The organism is Pseudoduganella albidiflava, from assembly GCF_004322755.1.
GTDB classification, from domain to species: domain Bacteria; phylum Pseudomonadota; class Gammaproteobacteria; order Burkholderiales; family Burkholderiaceae_D; genus Rugamonas; species Rugamonas albidiflava.
The window spans coordinates 4,261,018-4,282,080 of record NZ_CP036401.1 but is presented as its reverse complement, the minus strand read 5'-3'; the positions used below and the strand labels follow the sequence as shown (position 1 = coordinate 4,282,080).

The following is a 21,063-nucleotide window of genomic DNA, read 5'->3' as shown; positions in this document are numbered from 1 at the left end:
AAACCGGGTAGACAGGGCAGGTTGACGGTCCGGCGATCAGCGGGGAGCGACCACGGGCAGCGTCATCGTGAACGTGGTCCCGCTGCCCGGCGCACTGTCCACGACGATCCGGCCGCCCAGCACGCCGGTGACGATATTGTGCGTCACGTGCAGTCCGAGGCCCGAGCCGCCGGCACCGGGCCGGGTCGTAAAGAACGGATCATACACGCGGGAAAGAATGTCGGCAGCGATGCCTGCGCCGTTGTCGGCCACCGACAACGCAATCATGCCATCGCCCAGCGCACGGGCGGACAGGGTGACGACCCCGCCGTCGCGGCCATCCAGCCCGTGGATGACGGCATTTTCAAACAGCGCCGACACGGCTTGCCCGAGCGGGCCGGGATAACTGTCCATCGCCAGCCCGGGCGCGATGTCCTGCACCACGCGCGGGCGGGGCGCCGCCGTGCCGGCCGTCAGGGGCAAGACCAGTTCGGCGATGAATTCGTCCAGCCGGAACTGGCGGCGCTGCGAACTGGCGGTATCGACGGCCACCTGCCGGAAGCTGGCGATCAGGGCGGCGGCCCGGCGCAGGTTGCGCACCACCACCTCGTCGGCCTCGGCGGCCTGGGCGAGATACTGTTCCAGGTCGGAGCGGCGCAGCCCGGCTGTCATGCCGGCGCGCAGCGCCCCCAGCCGCTCGCTCATCGCGCTGGCGATCGTCAGCGTGTTGCCGATCGGCGTATTGAGTTCATGGGCCACGCCGGCCACCAGGCCGCCCAGCGCGGCCAGCTTGTCGCGGCGCACCAGTTCATCCTGGGTCTTGTGCAGGTCGTCCAGCGTGGCGGCCAGTTTGGCGCTGGCCAGTTCGGCGCGCTCCTTTGCGCTGCGCAGTTCGGCGGTGCGCGCCGCCACCAGTTCTTCCAGGTGATTGCGGTGCCGCGCCAGTTCGGCTTCGCGCCGGGTACGCTCGATGGCGATGCCGGCGAGGTGCACGGCCACGCCGATCAGCCGCTCGTCGTCCGCGCGGGGCAGCCGCACGTCGCGATAGTAGATCGCAAACGATCCCAGCACGGTCTGGCGGTCGGTCAGGATCGGCATGGCCCAGCAGGCATGCAGGCCGTACTGCGCGGCCAGTTCCTGCCAGCCGTGCCAGCGCCGGTCGCGGGCAATGTCCGCCACCACCACGGGTTCGCGGCGGAACATGGCGCTGCCGCACGAGCCGACATCCGGGCCGATCAGCAAGCCGTCGAAGACACGCAGGAATTCCGGCGGCATGCTCGGGGCCGAGCCGCCGCGCACGGTCACGCCATCCTCGTCCAGCAACAGCACCGTACAGACGAGGCCGGGGGCCTGGCCTTCGATCAGGCGCAGCAGGCTGGCCAGGATGTCATGCAGCGGGGCGCCGCGCGCGATCATTTCCAGCAGCCGGTTCTGGCCCGTGCGCAGTGCCTCGGCGATGCGCTGGCCCGTTACGTCCGCCACGCGCATGTGCAGCAGGCGCAAGCCGCTTTTTTCCAGTACCACGAGGCGCAATTCGCCATCGATGTGGCGCCCGCTGCTGTGCTGGAAGGTCAGCGGGAAGATGCGGATATCGCCGGCCAGCCCGCGGGCCACCAGCGCATCGACCGCGTCGGCCGACGGCGTGCCGTCCGGTTGCCGGGCAGGGCACAGGTCCGCCAGGCGCATGCGCATCAGTTCCGAGCCGCTGCGGCCGAACATCCGCTCGGCGTTGCGGTTGACGTCCACCGGCAGGCCGCGCGCCGCGTCGAACAGGATGATCGCATCGGGCGATCCGGCCAGCAGCGCGTGGTAGTTGACTTCGAGGTTGCCGGTATCGAGCGGGCCGCTGACCGGCAGCCAGGCCAGGCGCGCGCGGAGTTCGACCGCCACCTTTTCCACCAGGTCTTCCGGCGCGCAGGGCAGCCGCACGTAGCCGGCCGCGCCGGCCTGCAGGGCCTGTTCCTGTTCCTCGTCCGACGGCGCGGCCGACATCACGAGCACCGGTACGGCGCCCGCGAGGCGCGCGCACAATTCCATCCGGGCACTGCCAGCGAGCGCCGCGTCGAGCAATACCAGCGCCACCTGGCCGTTGGGCGGTGCCGCTTCCATGGCGGCCAATGCGCTGTCGCCGCGGTTGACGACGCCGACGTGGAAGCCGGCGCGCTCCAGGGCCCGCTCCAGCGCGGGAAAGCCGGCCGCACTGGCGACCAGGATGGTATTCGGCGTATCGGTGGGGGGCGTGCTGGCCATGGGCAAAGTGTAGACCATGTGGACGATGATGGTGGGCAAAGAAAAACGCCGCCGGCTCTTGCGAACCGACGGCGTTTCAGGGTTTCTTCAACCCGGTATCCGGTAGAGTGGTGCCCACGGAGGGACTCGAACCCCCACACCTTGCGGCACATGGACCTGAACCATGCGCGTCTACCAATTCCGCCACGTGGGCACTGATGCTGCTCATTGCTGCCTACTGCTGCTGCCCGATGTCTTGAAAAGCCTATCGAACAAGCTGTCGAAAACAGGACTTGGTGCCCACGGAGGGACTCGAACCCCCACACCTTGCGGCACATGGACCTGAACCATGCGCGTCTACCAATTCCGCCACGTGGGCCCTGTTTTCTTTGCTTCGTTGCGGTGTTCAGCAACAGAAGGCACGCATCTTAAAGGCCGCCACCCGATCCGTCAACCATCATTTTTGTTTTTGCGAAATATTTTTCGATTTCTTGGCCAGCTTGCGTGCGCGGCCACCCAGCAGCAGCAGGCCGGCGCCCAGCATCGCGTAGGTCGATGGTTCCGGTACCGGCGACACGTTCCAGCCGATCACATCCATCGCCAGCACGTCTTCCTGCGAGATGGCCAGCACTTCGCCCAGGCCGGCGGTCGGGTCCATCAGGCCGATGTACAGGTCATCTTTCCAATGGCTGTTCTGGCGGCCATCGCCGTGCGTGACACCGGTGGAGAAGCCGGCCAGGTCGGTCACGCCGCCATCGATCGAGAAGTATTTGTCGCGGTCGTCCGCGGACCAATCGATGACGCCTTCTTCCGCGCTTTCCGACGAATAACGGAACAGGTCCAGGCTGGACACAAAGACGAACTCGTCGTCGTTGTAGAAGTCCGGCGAGGTGGAGTTGTAGTCCAGCACGTCGACGCCGCTGGTGAAGCCCAGCGTGTGGCCGATCTCGTGCGCGGCCACGCCGACGAAGTCGTAGGCACCGGAGCTGACGCCATCGTTCGGGTTGAAGTCGAACGTGAACTGGCTGTTGAACTGGATGAAGCCATCGCAGCTGCCGATGCAGCCTTGCAGCGTTTGCCCCGACGTCGCCAGGCCGATCGCCTTGGCCGATGCCGAGGTGACGTTCACGACGGCGTTGTTATCGTCGCCGTCATTGTCGACATAGGTGGTGGCGCTACCCGTGCCGTTCGGGTTGTTCGCGGTGCGGTTCAGCAGCATGCCGAACGAATTGCCGCTGGACAGGCTGCCGGTGGCCGTGACGTCGTTGGCCGACGAGATATCGCCGACCAGTCCGTCGCGGAACTCCGAGTACGAATACGATTCGCGGGCCGACTGCGCCTGGCCCAGGATGTTCGGCGCCAGCGGATTGAAGCCGACCGTGAGGTTGATCACCACATTGTCGGTCAGCACGCTGGACCAGCGGTTCGCGGCTTCGATGAAGCCCTGTTGCGCCTGGAGCGAGGTGCCGGCAACGAACTGGAAATTGAACGTCGGAGCGGCAGTGGCGGAGCCGGCGGCGAGGAAGGCGCTGGCCAGTGCAAGGACGGATGCGAGCTTTTTCATGTCTTGTTCCCTGAAATGTTGTTGGACAAATTTATATAGGCAAGAAGCGTGCGCAGCTTTCTGCCAGACGGGACATGCAGGTGCTGACGGCGCGAATGCGCCGGCATGTCAAAACGGCCGACGGGATAAGAAAAGAGCCGCGGACTCCCAGATCCCGGCTCTTCCTGTACCTGTGGTGCCCACGGAGGGACTCGAACCCCCACACCTTGCGGCACATGGACCTGAACCATGCGCGTCTACCAATTCCGCCACGTGGGCACAGCGTGAAAGCGCTGCGCTTTCAATGCACCGCGATGCTCTGCTGCGCACTGGAATAATATCGATGCATTGCAAACTCAGCAATAAAAATATTTGTTTTTTTATAAAGTTTGATCTTGCGGCGGGAGGTGCGGTTTTCGCCGACATAATGACGGCGCGAATCATCGAAAAGCGTATTTTGTGTGGCAGAGGGAGGGGCGGGCGTAATGGGCTGAAGCGGAAAGTCTTCCAGCCGTCGCCGAGCGCCAATGAAAAAAGCCGTGAATCTCGCGATTCACGGCTTTTTCCTGTATCCGGTAGAGTGGTGCCCACGGAGGGACTCGAACCCCCACACCTTGCGGCACATGGACCTGAACCATGCGCGTCTACCAATTCCGCCACGTGGGCACTGCTGACTCATTCGCTGCGATGTACTGCAACGAGGCACGCATCATAGCGGCTGGAGCGCTGTTGAGCAAGAGGAATTTGTACTCTTTGCAAACATTGCCGGCGACGAGGCGCGCAGGTCCCTCGAGGCGCCCAGCTACCGTCCTGGTGAGCGCTCGATGCCAGTAACCTTAGCAACCGGCTGGCTTCTTCCGTGCCGAGTTGCGTACCGCCCGGCCACCAAGCAGCATCAGGCCGGCACCGAGCATTGCATAGCTCGATGGTTCAGGAACAGGCGACACGTCCCACCCGATCGCGTCCAGCGCCAGCAGGTCTTCACCGGTAATGACCACTACCTCGCCCATGCCGCCAGTGGGATCCATCAGGCCGATGTACTTGTCATCCTCCCAGTGGCTGGCCTGGTGGCCGTCGCCGTATGCCTGGCCAGTGGAGAAGGTCGCGATGCCCGTGGCGCCGCCATCGATCGAAAAGTATTTCTCGCGGTCGTCCGCGGTCCAGTCGATTACGCCCGCGGCGGCGCTTTGCTCCGAATAACGGAACAGGTCCAGTCCGGAAACCAACGGGAGCGCGTCCGCCGGGTGCAGCTCAGGGGGCGTGGAATAGTATTCCAGCACGTCGACGCCGCTGGTGAAGCCCAGTGTGTGGCCGATTTCATGCGCGGCGGCGCCGACGAAGTCGAACGCATCGGCCTGCACGCCGTCATGCGGATTGAAGTCGAACGCAAAGTTGCTGTTGAACTGGATGAAGCCGTCGCAGGTGCCGATGCATCCGCTTAATGTCTCCTCGATCGGCACCAGGCCGACCGCCTTGGCCTCGGCGCTGGTGATGGCCACGATGGAGTTGTTGAGACTGTGATTATTGTCGAGGTAGGGGATGGCGCTGCCGGCGCCGTTCGGATTGTCCGATGTACGGTTCAGCAGCATGCCGAACGTGCCGCCGCCGGGAAGGCTGCTGGTGGCCATCGCGTCGAAGCGGGAACTGGCGTCCTGGATCAACGCTCCGCGGAAGCCCGAATAGTAGAACAGCGAGCGCGAAGATTGGGCCTGTGCGATCGTCCCGCCGGCCAGTGGATTGAAGCCGACCGTCAGATTGATCGTCACATCGTCGGCCAGCAGGTTGGACCAGCGCGAGGCCGCGGTGATGAACCCTTGTTGTGCCTGCGCCGAAGTGCCGGCCGTGAACTGGAAATTGAATACCGGCGCTGCGGTGGCGGTCGTAGCCGCGCCGATCGCCAGGGCGAGCGCTATCATTTGTGCAAACGTTTTCATGCATCTCCTTGTTTTCATGAGCATCTCTAATTGTTGTCGGGACTGGAAGAACTGGTCGGGAAAGGGCGCGAATGGCCTTTCTGCCGGGCTGGATGAGCACGCGGGTGGCGTTACCGGGGAGTCGGAGAGTCGAGGTCTCTTGCAATCCGCCCGGATCGTCCATGCGGCAGCGGTATGCCGCGGACGAGAAAGATTATCGGGGAAATACAAGCTCGGCAATAAGAAAAATATCTTTTTGTAATTTATTTATTGACAACGAACTGGTATTTCCGGTCGAGATGGCGAGAGCGGGCTGTAAACGAAAAGGCGCTGTTCGCGTTGAATAGCCTTGCCGATGGTCACGAAACTTTTTTGCATGCCGAGCGCAACAAAAGAGCTGATCAGCTAGGCTGGCGCCACGGCAATGCGCAACCATTGCCGTGGCGCCGTCGGCTCGTCGGCATCGAGCAAGCGCTGCCAGCCGGTGTAATTGGCCAGGTAGCGGCTCGCGACACCATTGAATCGCCGCAGCCAGGTCTTGAAGCGGCCATGCCATCCATTGACGCCTTGGATATGGAGTGCACCGCGTGCCCGAATACCGGCTCGCACGTTGATTGCTTCGTGGGTGATGCCGGCCTGCTTTGCAAATGCCTGGTATGCCTTGGCGGCATCGGTCACGAGTAGTACATCGGGCGCCAGTACGGGCTTCAGGTGTTTCATCAGCTGGCCAACAGTGACCGTGCCGCGGCCTGTGACGAAGTCACAGGTTTGGCGGTTGCGGTCACGAGCTACGAGGATGCAGTCCAGCTCGCTGCTGATGCCGCGCCGGCTGGCTTTGCCGCCGCGTTTGCGGGGCGGGCGGTCCAGGTGGCGCGAGCCCTTTTGTGATTCCAGCAAATAAGTTTCATCGGCCTCGACGATGCCTGATAGTTGCGGACGGGACGCCCGGAGCAAGGCGGCGATGAAACGATGGCGCCATCGAAAGCTGGTTGACTTGGCTACCGCCACGCGGCTGGCTGCCGAGCGCACAGGGGTCGACTCGATCAGGCATTGCAGGTATCGCAGCCACTTGTCGCGCAGGCGCAGACGGGCCAGCGGTGTACCGGTCAAGGCATTGAAGCTGCGCCGGCACGCCACGCAGCGATAGCGCTGCAAGCCACTGGCCTGTCCACAACGGTGGGACCGCTGGCACCCGCAATGTGGACATGGTGGCTTTCCGGCGGCTTCCTCGATCAGGCGAGGGCACTGGCCCGATGGCTCGACGCAGGCAAGAAAGTCCTGCAGCAACGCGACCTGATCTTCCGAGAGCTGTTGCCGCATCAACGCTTCGATCAGAACTCCAACCTCCGCCGTGCCCATGTCGCCTCCTGATATACATGAAGTATCTCAACAGGAAGTCAGACCGTGATTCCGGCGGGAAGTTCCCCTAATTACCGCGCACAGCGCCAACGAAAAAAGCCGTGAATCTTTCGATTCACGGCTTTTTTACGGAGGCTGCTTGCAGTGCATTCTCAGCACTGCCATCAAGGTTTGCCTCGGGGCTGAACAGCCCGGTATCCGGTAGAGTGGTGCCCACGGAGGGACTCGAACCCCCACACCTTGCGGCACATGGACCTGAACCATGCGCGTCTACCAATTCCGCCACGTGGGCACTGCATGTAACTCTGTGCAACTACTGCTATGATAGCGCTTTGGAGAGTTTTGCGCCAGATGAACTTTCATTCCACACTGCACATCGACTCTTTACAGCATTCCCGCATTGCTGCGAGAGCCAGGATTATAGAGCAATCTTTTCGAATGTCAAAGGGGCGATGACAGTGCGCCGGGAGCACGTTCCAATTGGCGCGCGTTAGGCATTCTCGCGCGCCTCCGGTACACTATGCTGCCACCTTTCCCTCAAAATCATCCTAATAAGACCAAAGAACAGTTTTGAACCAGACGACCCATACCATTCCCAGCCGCGAGGAAATCCTCGGCATCTTCCGTAGCGCCAACGCGCCGCTCGACCTGCGTACGCTTTCCATGTCGCTCGACGTGAAATCCGAATCCCAGGATGTGCTGACGCGCCGCCTGAACGCGATGGAACGCGACGGACAGATCCGGTCCGATGGCAGCGGTTTCTATGTGCTGGCCGACCATTCCGGTTTCGTTTCCGGCCGCGTCAGCGCGCACCGCGACGGCTTCGGCTTCGTGATCCCCGACGAACCGGGCGACGACCTGTTCCTCACCGAACGCGAGATGCAGAAGGTACTGCATGGCGACAAGGTGCTGGCCAAGGTCACCGGCTACGACCGCCGCGGCCGCCCGGAAGGCAGCATCGTCGAAGTGGTCGAGCGGGGCAATACGCACATCATTGGCAGGCTGCTGAAGGATAACGGCGTGTGGATCGTCGCGCCGGAAGACAAGCGCATCGGCCAGGATATCCTGGTGGCCGGTTCGCCCGGCAAGGCCAAGAGCGGCCAGATCGTCAGCGTCGAACTCACCGAGCAGCCGGGCCGCTTCAAGCAGCCGGTCGGCCGGATCGTCGAGGTGCTGGGCGACATGGACGACCCGGGCATGGAGATCGAGATCGCGGTGCGCAAGTTCGGCGTGCCGCACGTGTTTTCCGATGCGGCCCTGAAGCAGGCCGCCCGGCTACCGGACGTGGTGCACGAGAAGGACTGGGGCGATCGTGTCGACCTGCGCGACGTGCCGCTCGTGACGATCGACGGCGAGGATGCGCGCGATTTCGACGACGCGGTGTACTGCGAGCCCGTGAAGATCGGCCGTACCAATGCGTTCCGCCTGATCGTGGCCATCGCCGACGTCTCCCATTACGTGAAGCCGAACGATGCGCTCGATACCGATGCGATCGAGCGCAGCACGTCGGTGTATTTCCCGCGCCGGGTGATCCCGATGCTGCCGGAAAAGCTGTCGAACGGCCTGTGCTCGCTGAACCCGGCCGTCGACCGCCTGACGCTGGTCTGCGATGCCGTCGTCACCGCGCAGGGCGAGATCAAGGCTTACCAGTTCTACCCGGCCGTGATCCACTCGGCGGCCCGTTTCACGTACACCGAAGTCGCGGCCATCCTGTCGAACACGAAAGGGCCGGAAGCGGCCAAGCGCGCCCACCTGGTGCCGCACCTGCAGGACCTGTATGCCGTCTACCACGCGCTGCTGAAGGCCCGGCTGGAGCGTGGCGCGATCGATTTCGAGACCACCGAGACCTATATCGTCTGCAACCCGGCCGGCAAGATCGAGAAGATCATCCCGCGCACCCGCAACGATGCGCACAAGCTGATCGAGGAATGCATGCTGGCCGCGAACGTGTGCGCGGCCGACCTGCTGCTGCGGCACAAGCATCCGGGCACGTACCGGATCCACGCCGCGCCGACCAAGGAAAAGCTCACGCAGGTGCGTGAATTCCTCAAGCAGGTGGGGCTGGGGCTGGGCGGCGGCGATACGCCGGTGGCCGGCGACTACGCCGAACTGATGCGCAAGATCAAGGAGCGCCCCGATGCGAACCTGCTGCAGACCATGCTGCTGCGCTCCATGCAGCAAGCCGTCTACAGCCCGGAGAACATCGGCCACTTCGGTCTCGCGTACGAAGCGTATGCGCACTTCACGAGCCCGATCCGCCGCTATCCGGATTTGCTGACGCACCGCGCCATCAAGGCCATCTTGCAGGGCAAGAAGTACGAGCCGAAGATCGGCGACACGAGCGTGCTGAACACCACGGTATCGAACGCCACGCGCCGCCAGCAGCTGAAGGACAAGGCCGCCGGCAAGGAACCGAAGGCGGCGCGCGACCTCACCGTGTGGGATGCGCTGGGCGTGCACTGCTCGGCCAACGAGCGCCGCGCCGACGAGGCATCGCGCGATGTCGAAGCCTGGCTGAAGTGCTACTTCATGCAGGACAAGCTGGGCGAGGAATTCAGCGGCATCATCACCGGCGTGACCACCTTCGGCATCTTCGTGCAGCTCGACCAGCTGTTCGTCGAAGGCCTGGTGCACGTGACGGACCTGGGCGCCGATTACTTCCAGTACGACGACGCGCGCCATGAATTGCGCGGCGAACGCACCGGCAAGCGCTACCAGCTGACCGACCGCGTGATGGTGCAGGTGGTGCGCGTGGACCTGGAGTCGCGCAAGATCGACCTGCGCCTGGCGCCGAGCGAAACCGAAGGCATGGCGCCGCCACCGCCGCGCGGTGGCCGAAAGGGCGCCGCATTCCACGACGACGGTTTCGGCGAGGAAGACGTCAAGCCACGCCGCGGCAACTCCCGTGGCGGATCGTCGCGCGGCGGTGCCGGCAAGGGCGCCGGTGCCGGCAACGGTGGCACTGGCGGAGGACGCGGCGCCGCTCCCGCCTTCGCCCAGGAAGATGCGCCGCGCGCCCCGCGCAAGGTGGCCGACGAAGCGGGTGCGCCACGCAAGGGCAAACCGAAACGCGGCGAAGGCGGCGAAGCGGCCGCCCCGGCACCGGCCCCCTCGATCACGCTGCTGCCGCAATTCGACTTCGAAGCGCAGCCGAAGGGCCGTGGCAAACCGGCCGCTCCCGCCAAGCGCGGCAAGACCCAGGCCGCCGGAAAGCCGGCCACCGCTTCCAGTGGCAAGGCACGGAAGAAACATTGATCCCAGCGCCGCGGCACCCGCCGCGGCGCATCCCCGGCGAACCCGTTCGCCACACAAGAACTACGTACCATGTCCAAGAACAAAATGATTTTCGGCTTCCACGCCGTCACCTCGCGCCTGCGCCATGAAGCCTCGTCCGTCGAAGAGATCTTCGTCGACGCCGGCCGCGACGACCGCCGCATGAAGGACCTGATCGCCAACGCGAAAGCGGCCGGCGTGCGCGTGATGCCGGTCGACTCGGCCCGCCTCGACAAGATCGTTGGCACCCGCCGCCACCAGGGCGTGATCGCCTTCGCATCGCAGCTGGCGCTGGCGCGCAACCTCGACGAACTGCTCGACGCGATCGACGGCCCGCCACTGCTGCTGGTACTCGACGGCATTACCGACCCGCACAACCTGGGCGCCTGCCTGCGCGTGGCCGACGGCGTCGGCGCGCACGCGGTGATCGTGCCGAAGGACCGCGCGGTGGGCCTGAACGCCACTGCCGCCAAGGTGGCCAGCGGCGCGGCCGAGACCGTGCCCTACATCACCGTCACGAACCTGGCGCGCACGCTGCGCGAACTGAAGGAGCGCGACATCTGGCTGATCGGTACCTCGGACGACGGCGAGAAGGGCCTGTACGAAGCCGACTTCACCGGCCCGACCGCGCTGGTGATGGGTTCCGAAGGCGAGGGCATGCGCCGCCTGACGCGTGAAACCTGCGACGTGCTGGTGAGCATCCCGATGTTCGGCTCCGTCGAGAGCCTGAACGTGTCGGTGGCTTCCGGCGTGTGCCTGTACGAAGCCCGCCGCCAGCGGATGGCGAAGGAAGTCTGAAGGGCTTCCAGTCTGAAGGCTTCCGCCCGAAGGGCTTGCAGCCGGAAGACTGCCGCCTGGGCGACTTCCGGCTGAACGGGTTTCAGCCGAAAGACTTGCGCCCGAACTTTCCCCCGGTGCGCACGCGACAGCAGGGCTGGTCGGGTGCGGGCGCCAGCCTGCAAGGCGCCTGCCGATGCGCTACCATCGTGGTTCGACCGTCCTCCCGAGCACCCATGTTTCGCCACCTGCGCCAAGACATCCGCAGCATCATCGAACGCGATCCCGCCGCACGCAACGCCTGGGAGGTGCTGACGTGCTACCCCGGCCTGCATGCGATCGTCGCGCACCGCCTGGCACACTGGTGCTGGACCCACGGCCTGAAATGGCCGGGCCGCTTCATCAGCGCGCTGGCGCGCATCGCTACGGGCATCGAGATCCATCCCGGCGCCACGATCGGCCGGCGTGTCTTCATCGATCACGGCTTCGGCGTGGTGGTGGGCGAGACGGCGGTCATCGGTGACGATTGCACGATCTACCAGGGCGTCACGCTGGGCGGTACGTCGCTGGCGCCGGGAGAGAAGCGGCATCCCACGCTGGAGCGTGGCGTGATCGTTGGCGCCGGCGCCAAGGTGCTGGGCGGTTTCACGGTGGGCGAGTACGCCAAGGTGGGCTCGAACGCCGTGCTGCTGAAACCGGTGCCGCCGGGGGCGACGGCGGTCGGCAATCCGGCCCAGATCGTCCAGAAGCACGAGCCGGACACGCAGCGCCATGCGCAGCGCCTGTTCGCGGCTTATGGCGTCACGCCGAATGGCGACGACCCCATGTCGAAAGCGCTGCATGGCCTGATCAACCACGCGGCGGCGCAGGAACGGCAGATCGAGCGCATCATTGCGCTGCTGAAGGAAAGCGGTTTGCAATGCGGGGATATCGAGGCTGTCGGCAAGCCCGATCCCGCCCAACTGAACAAGCTGGTCGATTGAGGAACAGACATGACAGATGCAGGAAACACCCCGGCGGATAGCTCCGCAGCGAATGCCTCGGGCGATACGCTGGACCCGTTCGAGATCCGCGTGCTGGCCGTGCTGGCCGAAAAGGAAGCGCTGACGCCGGATAACTATCCGATGTCGCTGAATGCGCTGACCAACGGCTGCAACCAGCTGTCCAGCCGCGATCCGGTGATGCAGATTTCGGAAGATACGGTGGCCGACGTGCTGGCCCGCCTGGCCGAGCGCCGCCTCGTCAATGCCGTGACGGCGGCCGGCGCCCGCGTCACGAAATACGAGCACCGCATGCGCATCAAATGGTCGCTCGAGCAGGACAAGCTGGCCGTGCTGACGATCCTGATGCTGCGCGGCCACCAGACCGCCGGCGAGATCCGCACGCGCACGGGCCGGCTGCATGAGTTCAAGACGGTGGCGGACGTCGAACAGGCATTGCAGTTCCTGATCGACAAATATCCGCCGGTGGTGGCGAAGCTGGCGCTGGCGCCGGGCACCAAGGAGCCGCGCTACGGGCAATTGCTGGGCGGGGAAATCCAGCTGGCAAGGGAAGAGGCGGGCTATGGAACGGCGGCGGTGGCGCCTGGCGGCGCCTCGCGGGCCGACCGCGTGGCCCAGCTGGAGCTGGAAGTGCAGCAGTTACGCGCCGACTACGCGGCGCTGGCGGAACAGTTCGAGCAATTCAAGCGGCAGTTCGAATAAGCCGCCGCGGCGACAGCGGTAGCCGCGGGCGCCCGGCCGGGCCATCGCTGGCGCGGCGGTGCGGGAAACCGGCAGCAGTGCGGGAAACCGGCAGCAGTGCGGGTAATCCAGCGGCGATCCGGGCTACCAAGGCAGCAACCCGGCCAATTCAGGCGGCAATGCGGATGGACGGCTGCGTCGGCGCGCTGGCCGCGGCGATACCGCGCAGTTCGGCCAGCCCTTCATCCAGCCGGTACGGCTGCCCGGCCAGCAGGGCGGCGACCAGTTCGGTCGCCAGCTTGAGCGCTGCGTTGGCCACGGTGCCGCAGCGGAACGGCAGGATCAGCCGGTAGCGCCCCGGCATCTTCGGCACGCCGCCGACAAACCCCATCATCACCTCGTCGCCGGTCAGGCGGTGCAGTTCGATCGCCACGCTCTGGATCAGGCGTGCCAGCTGCAGGCCGCGGCCCGGCGCGTCCACGTCGTCGCCCACCACGCCGATCAGGCTGCGGCCTTGTCGCAAGCCCGGCAGCACGGTCTTCAGGCGCGCTCGCAACTGCTGCATGTCGCTCGCGGAATACGGGGCAGGGTGGCCGAGATCGAGAATGCTCAGCAGGCAAGGCTCGGTGCAGTAGCGGTTGGCGCCGTCGAGGTAACGCTGGTCGATAATTTTCATGGTGAACCATCCTTTAAAGCAACAGCCAACGCGAGACCGGGAGGTCTGGCGCTGGCGGAATGGTTGCCATTATCCCAACCATCGCCCGCTACCGGCATCGGTGCGGGTCTGGTAACGCTGTAAGACACCGCTTACAGCTGAGCTGCGATGCATCAAACTCCGTATCAACCCTCTTCGCGGCGGCGGCGCAGCCAGATGGCGGCGGCGATCATGCCGGCCCCGGCGAGCGCACCCCACAGCATCTCGGGTGTCGCCACGGCGGCCCAGGAAGCCTCGTACAGCGTGTCGGAGATCGCCGCCGGCCCTTCGCGAACCCCGTCGCGTACCCGCGCGGCCAGGCCGTCGGCCATCAGCCACGTGGCCGGCATCACGCTGACCAGCAGGCGGCTGATGAACTTCTCGACCAGCCAGCCGGCATTGAGCGCCAGGCCAAGGCTTTTTTCAGCCCAGAACAGCACGACCATCGCCAGTGCGGGTACGCCGACAGCCCACAGGAACACTTTCGACCGTGCCCAGGCCGACACCAGCAGCAGCCAGCCGACCGCCGGCAGTGCCCACAGCGCATACACCGGTACCAGCGAGGGTAATTTCACGAACGCCAGCCAGAGCTGGGGATGCGAGAGTACCGGCCCGGCCAGGTTGAGCCCCTTGCTGGCCGTCATCACCAGCATGATGGCCAGGATGACCAGCGACGTCGCCAGCTCCACCACCACCACCAGCAGCGGAATCACGAGCAGGGCGATCGCGGCTTTCGACAGCACGGTGGCGCTGTCCGACACCGGCAGCGACTTCCAGAACAGGATGCTGCGGTCGCGGCGCTCGTCGTACAGCGCGCCGAGGCTGTAGAAGAACACCATGAACGCCAGCGACAGGTACAGCACCGCCGCCCCGACCGGATACACGGTGGCCGCCGTTTCGACCGCCGCCTGCTTCTGGCGGTCGCCGAGCTGGATGACCATGTCCTTGCCGCCGATCGTGTTGCCATCGAAGTGGATCGTGCCGCCGTGCCCCATCACTGCGGCGGCCAGCACGAAGGCGATCAGCAGCGCAGAGATCGCCAGCGGCACCCAGGTGAGCATGCCCTTGTGTTCCCAGATTTCGCGGCGGATCAGCCACGGCATGGTCGTGCGCAGCCAGGCCACGCGGCGGACTGGCGCGGGGGCCGGCGGCGCATCCGGCGTCATCTCCGGCACGGTGTTGTGCATCGTCTTCATTCGTAGCTCCCCTTCATGCTGGCGACGAACAGGTCCGCCACGCTGGGCGTGCGCAGTTCGCCAAGGTTTTCCAGTTGCTGCCTGGGCACGCCATCGAACAGCATCACGCTCTTGCCGAACACGGTGCGCTGCGTCAGCGGCTGCAGCGCCGCGGCCGCGGCCGTGTGCTGCGGGTGGACCATGACTTCCGTGTAGCGCTCGCCGATCTCTTCCATCGAGGCAGCCAGCGCGATGCGGCCTTCGCGGATGAACAGCACGTCCGACAGGATGTGTTCCACTTCCTCGATCTGGTGCGTGGTGATGACGATCGTCTTGTGCTCGTCGAAGTAGTCTTCCAGCAGGTTCTGGTAGAAGCCCTTGCGGTACAGGATGTCCAGGCCCAGCGTCGGCTCGTCCAGCACCAGCAGCTTCGCGTCGATCGCCATCACGAGGGCCAGGTGCAGCTGCACGATCATGCCCTTCGACATGGCCTTTACGCGCATCTGCGGCGCCAGCTTCGTGCCGGCGAGGTAGCGCTCGGCCTTGGCGCGATCGAAGCGCGGGTGGATGCCGGCCACGAAATCGATCGCGTCCTTCACCTTCAGCCAGCGGGGCAGGATCGCCACGTCGGCGATGAAGCACACGTCGTTCATCAGTTCGTCGCGCTGCGTGCGCGGATCCAGCCCCAGCACGGACAGCTCGCCCTCGAACTGGCACAGGCCCAGCGCGGCCTTCAGCGTGGTCGTCTTGCCGGAGCCGTTCGGGCCGATCAGCCCGACGATGCGGCCCGGCTGGATGTCGAAACTGACGCCGTCGAGCGCGGCCTGCTTGCCGTAGCGCTTGACCAGGTTGCGGGCGGAGATGACGGCGCTCATGTGGCGCTCCCGGGTTCGTTGTTCGGCGAAGCGCGCAGCAGCTGGTCCAGGTCCAGGCCGAGCCGGCGGATACGCTCCACCATCGCCGGCCATTCTTCGCGCAGGAAGCGCTCGCGTTCCGATGCCAGCAGTTTTTGCACGGCGCCTTCGGTTACATACATACCCACCCCCCTTCGTTTTTCCACCAAGGTTTCATCGACCAGCTCCTGGTACGCCCGCGACACGGTGATCGGGTTCAGCTGGTAGTCGGCCGCCACCTGCCGCACCGAGGGCAGCGCGTCGCCGGGCTTGAGCAAGCCGTCGAGCATCATGCCGATCACCCGCTCCTTGAGCTGGCGGTAGATCGGCGCATTGTCATTCCACATACATGGTTCCTCCTGCGCGGTGGATGTTGAGTGTGTTGCATAGCTGGTGTTGTAGTGAACTATAACACCAAATCTGTGGGGCGCAACCCTCCGCCGCGAAAAATCGCCTGCTGGCGTGTTCGATGGTCCGGCATCGTTGCCGGGCGGCCCGGGTGCCGTCGCGGCACGCGATGAAACATCTTTATTCGGTCAAAACAAAGATATTTACCAATCCAATAACGGTTATTTGCGATGCTTATCTGGCGCGGCAGGCCGCATATTTACTCGATCCGATATTTCAACGATTACAATGAATATATCCTGGATAAAAATATAACTTTCCGGAAATACGTAGTTATACGGATCTGGGAAAATAGCCGATTGCGCGGTGCAAAAAACGCGGTTATATTGTTTCCCCAGATGGGGCACGTTTGACATTTCCGCGCAATGACAGGAAATGCGGCGGCTTCGCTATTCATTGCCGGTGCAGTGACTCCGTCAGTCGGGAGCATTGCCGCCCACGATTAATCGATAATCGTCGTTTCTTATTACAGATTCGTGGGATGTGGGGCTGGCGCGTACGGCTGATAATGAAATCGAACGCGTATTCCCATGAATATCCATCACTTGAAGCAAGATATCCCGGCAGGGATCGTTGTATTTCTCGTTGCCCTGCCATTATGCCTCGGCATTGCCCTGGCCTCCGGTGCGCCCTTATTTTCGGGGATTATCTCGGGCATCATCGGAGGCATTATCGTCGGGCTGATCAGCGGCTCGCATACCAGCGTCAGCGGACCCGCGGCGGGCCTCGCGGCCGTCGTGCTGGCGTCCATCACGAAGCTCGGCGCCTTTGAAATCCTGCTGGCCTCGATCGTCGTCGCCGGCGTCCTGCAACTGGCGATGGGTATCTTCCGCGCCGGTTTCATCGCCAACTACGTGCCCTCCAACGTGATCAAGGGCTTGCTGGCGGCCATCGGCATCCTGCTGATCCTGAAGCAGATCCCCCATGCGATCGGCTACGACGCCAACAACGCCGACGAGTACTCGTTCTTCCAGGCCAACGGGGAAACCACGTTCTCGGCCCTGGCCAGCGCCTTCGGCAGCATCACGCCCGGCGCGGTGGTGATCGCCGCACTGTCGATGCTGGTGCTGCTGTTCTGGGACCGCACGCCGCTGAAGAACGTCAAGCTGCTGCCGGCGCCGCTGTTCGTGGTGGTGCTGGGCGTCGCGCTGCACGCGCTGTTCAGCCGCTATGTCCCGGGCCTGAGCCTGGCGCAGTCCCACCTGGTCGAGATCCCACCGGTGGACGTGGCCAACCTGGGGGCCTACCTGAACTTCCCGGAACTGCGCCACTTCGCCAACCCGGATGTGTGGTTCGTCGGCGCCACGATCGCCATCGTGGCTTCGCTGGAAACGCTGCTGAACCTGGAGGCGGTGGACAAGCTCGACCCGCACAAGCGCGAATCGCCACCGAACCGCGAACTGGTCGCCCAGGGCGTCGGCAATATCTGCGCCGGCCTGCTGGGCGGCTTGCCGGTCACGTCCGTGATCGTGCGCAGTTCTGTCAACATCCAGACTGGTAACGCAACCAAGGTGTCCGCCGTGTTCCATGGCGTGCTGCTGCTGGCCGCCGTGCTGGTGTTGAGCCCGCTGCTGAACCAGATTCCGCTGGCCGCGCTGGCCGCGATCCTGATCATGACGGGCTACAAGCTGGCCAAGCTCACGCTGTTCCGCGACATGTACGCCAGGGGCGCCTCGCAGTTCGTGCCGTTCGCAGTGACCGTGGCCGCCATCGTGCTGACCGACCTGCTGATGGGCGTGCTGATCGGCCTGGCTGCCAGCCTGTTCTATCTGCTGCGCAGCAACTTCCGCAATCCCTTCGCGATCGAGCAATACCGCCTGCACATCGGCGAGGTGATCAAGATGGAACTGCCGAACCAGGTATCGTTCCTGAACAAGGCCACCATCAAGGCGGCGCTATGGGAAGTGCCATCCGGCTCGAAGGTGCTGATCGATGCCAGCAACGCCGACTACATCGACAGCGATGTGCTGGAAACGATCCAGGATTACCAGGTGGTGGCTTCCGAGCGCGACGTGCAGCTGAACGTGATCGGCCTGCGCGACGAATACAGCCTGGCCGACCCGATCCAGTTCGTGCCCGCGCTGGACAAGGAAACCCAGACCCGGCTGCAGCCTGCCGAAGTGCTGCAACTGCTGAAGGATGGCAACGAGCGCTTCCAGGCCGGTCGGTGGATCAAGAAATACTACCTGCACCAGGTGGATGCCACCGCCGGCGGCCAGCACCCGATGGCCGTGGTGGTCAACTGCATCGATTCGCGCACGTCGCCGGAAATCATCTTCGATGCCGGGCTGGGCGACCTGCTGACGATCCGCATCGCCGGCAACGTGATCAGCGATGAAATCATCGGCAGCCTGGAAATCGCCCACAAGCTGGGTGCCAAGCTGATCGTCGTGAAGGGCCACTCCAGCTGCGGCGCGGTCGGCCTGGCGCTGAAGAACGAGCATGCGCACAGCATCGGCACGATCACGGGCAAGATCCAGGCATCGATCTGGCAGTGCCAGTGCGCCAGCCATGGCGCGCCGGGTGGCCAGGCTCCGACCGGCAAGGAATTGCTGGAACGGGTCACGCGCCAGAACATCGAGAATTCGCTGGCCGAGATCATCAATGGCAGCGAATACCTGCGCGCGTGCATCGAGCGGGGCGAGATGGGGCTGGTCGGCGCCTACCACGACATCGCCACGCGGGCCGTGCAGTTCGGCGAGCTGGTCACGCCGGACCGCTTCGACGACTACCGTTCCGACCGTTCCGGACTGGCCGCCTGATCGGGTAGTTCCCGGCCCAGCAACTCCAGTGCATTCGCCGTGGCCGCGCCGCTCGCGGTGTTGTCCAGGATGCACCACGAGGCGGGGTGCCGCGCCAGCCAGGCGCGCACCTCGTCCATCCGTTCCGGTGTATAGCGCGAGTAGTAGATGCGTGGATTCCCGTGCAGCCGCACGTACGCCGGCGCGGCTGTCGGCTCGAACGGCCCCGTATAGCCAACCACCGGGTCGGCCAGCACGCGTGTCACGCCAGCCTGCCGCAGCAGGCCCGTGGCCGAGGGCGTAAACCAGCTGGCATGGCGCGCTTCGCAGGCGACCAGGCAGCTGAACCGCTCTTGCAGCGCATCGAACAGTGCGCCGGCCGCGGGCGCGTCCAGCGCCAGGCTGGGCGGCAATTGCACCAGCACCGCGCCCAGCCGGTCGCCGAGCGCGCCGGCTTCTCCGGCAAATCGGGCCAGCAATTCATCGATACCCTGCAGTTTCGCCTCGTGCGTGATGGTGCGCGGCAGCTTCACCGAGAAGCGGAAGTGCGCCGGCGTCGAAGCGGCCCAGCGTTCGTACGTCTTGGGCTGGTGGGGCCGGTAGAAGCTGGTATTGATCTCGACCGCGTTGAACACGGCCGCGTAGCGTTCCAGGTGGCTGCCCTCGGGCGGGAAGGCCTGCCACGTCTCGCGCGGCAGGCTCCAGCCGGCGGTGCCGACACAGGTTGAAAAGCCAGCGGAAGAGTCAGCGGATAAGTCAGCGAACAGGTCAGCGGAAATCGGTTGCATGGATGAACGGTACGCGGCCCGCTCCGGCGCGACCGTACGCTTCCGCACATGGCCGCACTGTTACCTTTTTTTACACGCCCGCCACACCGATCGGCTATCATCCGCACTCTTTGCCATGAGGGATGTATGCAGACGATTTCCAGGCCGCGACGCGGATTGTTACTCGTGCCGCTGGTTGCGGCCGCATTGTTGGCGGGCTGTGCCGGCCTGACGGGGCCACGCGAAGTCGAGGTGCCGCTCGAGCGCCTGCAGCGCGGGCTGGAGGAACGCTTCCCGCTGGAGCAGCGCGCACTCGGCGTGTTCGAGCTGCAGCTGTCCCGGCCACGGCTGGCCATCCTGCGCGACAACGACCGGCTGGGCCTGTCCGCCGATGTCGCTGTCACGTCGCCATTGTTGCGCTCTGGCTTGCAGGGCAGCGTGATGCTGTCCGGCCGCCTGCAGGTGGACAACGTGCGCAACGCGGTCGTGCTGAGCGATGCCCGGATCGACGACTTCTCGGTCGGCGGCGCCGGCGCGCCCATCCAGGGCCAGCTCACCGCGGCGGCCAACGTCGTCGTCGACCGCCTCGTGCGCGACGTGCCGGTCTACCATTTCCGGCCAGATGAGTTGCGCTACCTCGGCGTGCAGTACGTGCCGACGACGATCCACACCACGCGCAATGGCCTGAACGTACGCTTCGAACCGGTCAAGTGATCGCCGGATCGGCTGGCAAGCGTCAAGCCATTGCCTTGCACCTGATAAGTTGTACGGAGGAATCGAAATCCCTACAATGAGCGCACGTCGAACAGTGGAGGGGTGATGTCGATCCTGGTAATCGGGCTGCACGTGCTCATTGCGATTTTCTTCGCCGTGCATGCGATCCGCAGCCGGCAACAGGTGCCATGGCTGCTGATCCTGTTCATGATCCCGCTGCTGGGGGCGTTGTTGTACTACGTCGGCGTCTACCTGCCGGGCTGGCGGCGCGAACGCCGCGACCGCAAGTCCGCCGCAGGGGCCGCGCAGGCCTTCGATCCCGTCCGCGCGTTACACGACGCCCAGGCCGCCTTTGATTTCGCCCCCACCGCGCATAACCAGATGCGCCTGGCCAACGCGCAACTGCAGGCGGGCGACGCCGAGGCGGCCGCCGCCACGTTCGGGGCATTCCTGCAAGGCGCCTTCGCCAACGATCCGGACATTCGCCTCGGGGCAGCGCGTGCCACGCTGGCCTGCGGGCGGCATGCCGAAGCGATCGCGCACCTGGAGGACTTGCGGCGCGCCGATCCCGACTATCGCCCCGAACAGACGACGTTACTGCTGGCGCGCGCCCTTGCCGGCGTGGGGCGCCCCGCCGATGCGCGCGCCGAGTTCGAAGCCGCCGTGAAACGCCACGGCAGTTTCGAGGCCAAGGCCGAATTCGCGATCTGGGCGGCGCAGGCCCGCGAATTCCAGCTGGCCCACCGCCTGCAGAATCAACTGCATTCGACCATGGACCGCTGGGATCGCCACACGCATGCGATGAACCTGCCGCTGATCCGCCGGCTCGAGGCGGCGTTTGCCGAGGTGCCGCGGCATCGGTAGTGAAGAAGGGCCGGTGGTGCAAGCGTGCGCGGCCGTGACTGCCGCGCCTCCG

16 protein-coding genes and 5 tRNA genes are annotated in these 21,063 nt (G+C 64.8%); 7 read left to right on the top strand and 14 right to left on the bottom strand.

The genetic code is table 11. The annotated features are described in order from the left end of the window. Window positions 1-36 precede the first annotated feature (36 nt). The 9 genes from EYF70_RS17590 to EYF70_RS17550 form a co-directional block, all read right to left on the bottom strand. Window positions 37-2,229: an ATP-binding protein gene (locus EYF70_RS17590; protein ID WP_229420431.1), complete on the bottom strand. Its 2,193-nt coding sequence runs from the start codon at window positions 2,227-2,229 to the stop codon at window positions 37-39. A 108-nt stretch (window positions 2,230-2,337) separates the two neighbouring features. Beyond that, window positions 2,338-2,422, bottom strand: a tRNA-Leu gene (locus EYF70_RS17585). Between the two features lie 80 nt (window positions 2,423-2,502). Continuing rightward, window positions 2,503-2,587, bottom strand: a tRNA-Leu gene (locus tag EYF70_RS17580). Between the two features lie 78 nt (window positions 2,588-2,665). Further along, complete coding sequence (locus EYF70_RS17575) at window positions 2,666-3,772, bottom strand: NF038122 family metalloprotease (RefSeq protein ID WP_131146563.1); 1,107 nt, start codon at window positions 3,770-3,772, stop codon at window positions 2,666-2,668. A 173-nt stretch (window positions 3,773-3,945) separates the two neighbouring features. Continuing rightward, window positions 3,946-4,030, bottom strand: a tRNA-Leu gene (locus EYF70_RS17570). 302 nt (window positions 4,031-4,332) lie between these two features. After that, window positions 4,333-4,417: transfer RNA gene (locus tag EYF70_RS17565), tRNA-Leu, on the bottom strand. A 170-nt stretch (window positions 4,418-4,587) separates the two neighbouring features. Then, on the bottom strand, window positions 4,588-5,685 hold the full coding sequence (locus EYF70_RS17560) for an NF038122 family metalloprotease (protein ID WP_165497718.1): 1,098 nt from the start codon (window positions 5,683-5,685) through the stop codon (window positions 4,588-4,590). 384 nt (window positions 5,686-6,069) lie between these two features. Then, window positions 6,070-6,984, bottom strand: coding sequence for an IS1595 family transposase (locus EYF70_RS17555; RefSeq protein WP_131149171.1), 915 nt, complete (start codon window positions 6,982-6,984; stop codon window positions 6,070-6,072). Between the two features lie 246 nt (window positions 6,985-7,230). Beyond that, window positions 7,231-7,315, bottom strand: a tRNA-Leu gene (locus EYF70_RS17550). A 278-nt stretch (window positions 7,316-7,593) separates the two neighbouring features. On the opposite strand from EYF70_RS17550, the gene rnr reads away from it, so the two are divergent. The 4 genes from rnr (at window position 7,594) to EYF70_RS17530 (ending at window position 12,776) form a co-directional block, all read left to right on the top strand. Further along, complete coding sequence (gene rnr, locus EYF70_RS17545) at window positions 7,594-10,278, top strand: ribonuclease R (RefSeq protein ID WP_131146561.1); 2,685 nt, start codon at window positions 7,594-7,596, stop codon at window positions 10,276-10,278. A 69-nt stretch (window positions 10,279-10,347) separates the two neighbouring features. After that, entirely contained in the window at window positions 10,348-11,094 is a 747-nt protein-coding gene (gene rlmB, locus EYF70_RS17540) for a 23S rRNA (guanosine(2251)-2'-O)-methyltransferase RlmB (RefSeq protein ID WP_131146560.1), read from the top strand. Between the two features lie 215 nt (window positions 11,095-11,309). After that, the gene (cysE, locus tag EYF70_RS17535) at window positions 11,310-12,056 is read left to right on the top strand and encodes a serine O-acetyltransferase (protein ID WP_131146559.1); all 747 of its coding nucleotides are present in this window, start codon (window positions 11,310-11,312) and stop codon (window positions 12,054-12,056) included. Window positions 12,057-12,065: 9 nt separating this feature from the next. Beyond that, window positions 12,066-12,776, top strand: a complete 711-nt coding sequence (locus EYF70_RS17530) for a YceH family protein (protein WP_131146558.1) — start codon at window positions 12,066-12,068, stop codon at window positions 12,774-12,776. 148 nt (window positions 12,777-12,924) lie between these two features. Here the strand turns inward: EYF70_RS17530 and EYF70_RS17525 are convergent, their stop codons facing one another. From EYF70_RS17525 to EYF70_RS17510, 4 genes are all read right to left on the bottom strand, one after another. Continuing rightward, window positions 12,925-13,431: a cyanophycin synthetase family protein gene (locus EYF70_RS17525; protein WP_131146557.1), complete on the bottom strand. Its 507-nt coding sequence runs from the start codon at window positions 13,429-13,431 to the stop codon at window positions 12,925-12,927. Between the two features lie 164 nt (window positions 13,432-13,595). Next, window positions 13,596-14,645, bottom strand: a complete 1,050-nt coding sequence (locus tag EYF70_RS17520; RefSeq protein ID WP_131146556.1) for a hypothetical protein — start codon at window positions 14,643-14,645, stop codon at window positions 13,596-13,598. After that, window positions 14,642-15,499, bottom strand: coding sequence for an ABC transporter ATP-binding protein (locus EYF70_RS17515; RefSeq protein ID WP_131146555.1), 858 nt, complete (start codon window positions 15,497-15,499; stop codon window positions 14,642-14,644). Before EYF70_RS17515 ends, EYF70_RS17520 begins: the two co-directional genes overlap by 4 nt. Continuing rightward, window positions 15,496-15,864, bottom strand: a complete 369-nt coding sequence (locus EYF70_RS17510; RefSeq protein WP_131146554.1) for a GntR family transcriptional regulator — start codon at window positions 15,862-15,864, stop codon at window positions 15,496-15,498. The genes EYF70_RS17515 and EYF70_RS17510 overlap by 4 nt, the downstream gene beginning before the upstream one ends. 591 nt (window positions 15,865-16,455) lie before the next feature. Between EYF70_RS17510 and EYF70_RS17505 the strand changes: the two genes are divergently transcribed. Further along, a complete protein-coding gene (locus EYF70_RS17505) occupies window positions 16,456-18,687 on the top strand; it encodes a bifunctional SulP family inorganic anion transporter/carbonic anhydrase (RefSeq protein WP_131146553.1) in 2,232 nt (743 codons plus the stop codon). Here the strand turns inward: EYF70_RS17505 and EYF70_RS17500 are convergent. Beyond that, window positions 18,654-19,454 (bottom strand): DUF72 domain-containing protein, encoded by an 801-nt coding sequence (locus tag EYF70_RS17500; RefSeq protein ID WP_131146552.1) that lies wholly within the window; start codon window positions 19,452-19,454, stop codon window positions 18,654-18,656. The two genes, EYF70_RS17505 and EYF70_RS17500, sit on opposite strands and share 34 nt — an antisense overlap. Before the next feature lie 165 nt (window positions 19,455-19,619). Here EYF70_RS17500 and EYF70_RS17495 point away from each other — a divergent pair, with 165 nt between their 5' ends. Together EYF70_RS17495 and EYF70_RS17490 are read left to right on the top strand one after the other, a co-directional pair. Continuing rightward, window positions 19,620-20,147 carry a DUF1439 domain-containing protein gene (locus tag EYF70_RS17495; protein ID WP_229420430.1) on the top strand — a complete coding sequence of 176 codons (528 nt, stop codon included), beginning with the start codon at window positions 19,620-19,622 and terminating at the stop codon, window positions 20,145-20,147. A 105-nt stretch (window positions 20,148-20,252) separates the two neighbouring features. Continuing rightward, window positions 20,253-21,011 (top strand): tetratricopeptide repeat protein, encoded by a 759-nt coding sequence (locus EYF70_RS17490; protein ID WP_131146550.1) that lies wholly within the window; start codon window positions 20,253-20,255, stop codon window positions 21,009-21,011. Window positions 21,012-21,063 lie beyond the last annotated feature (52 nt).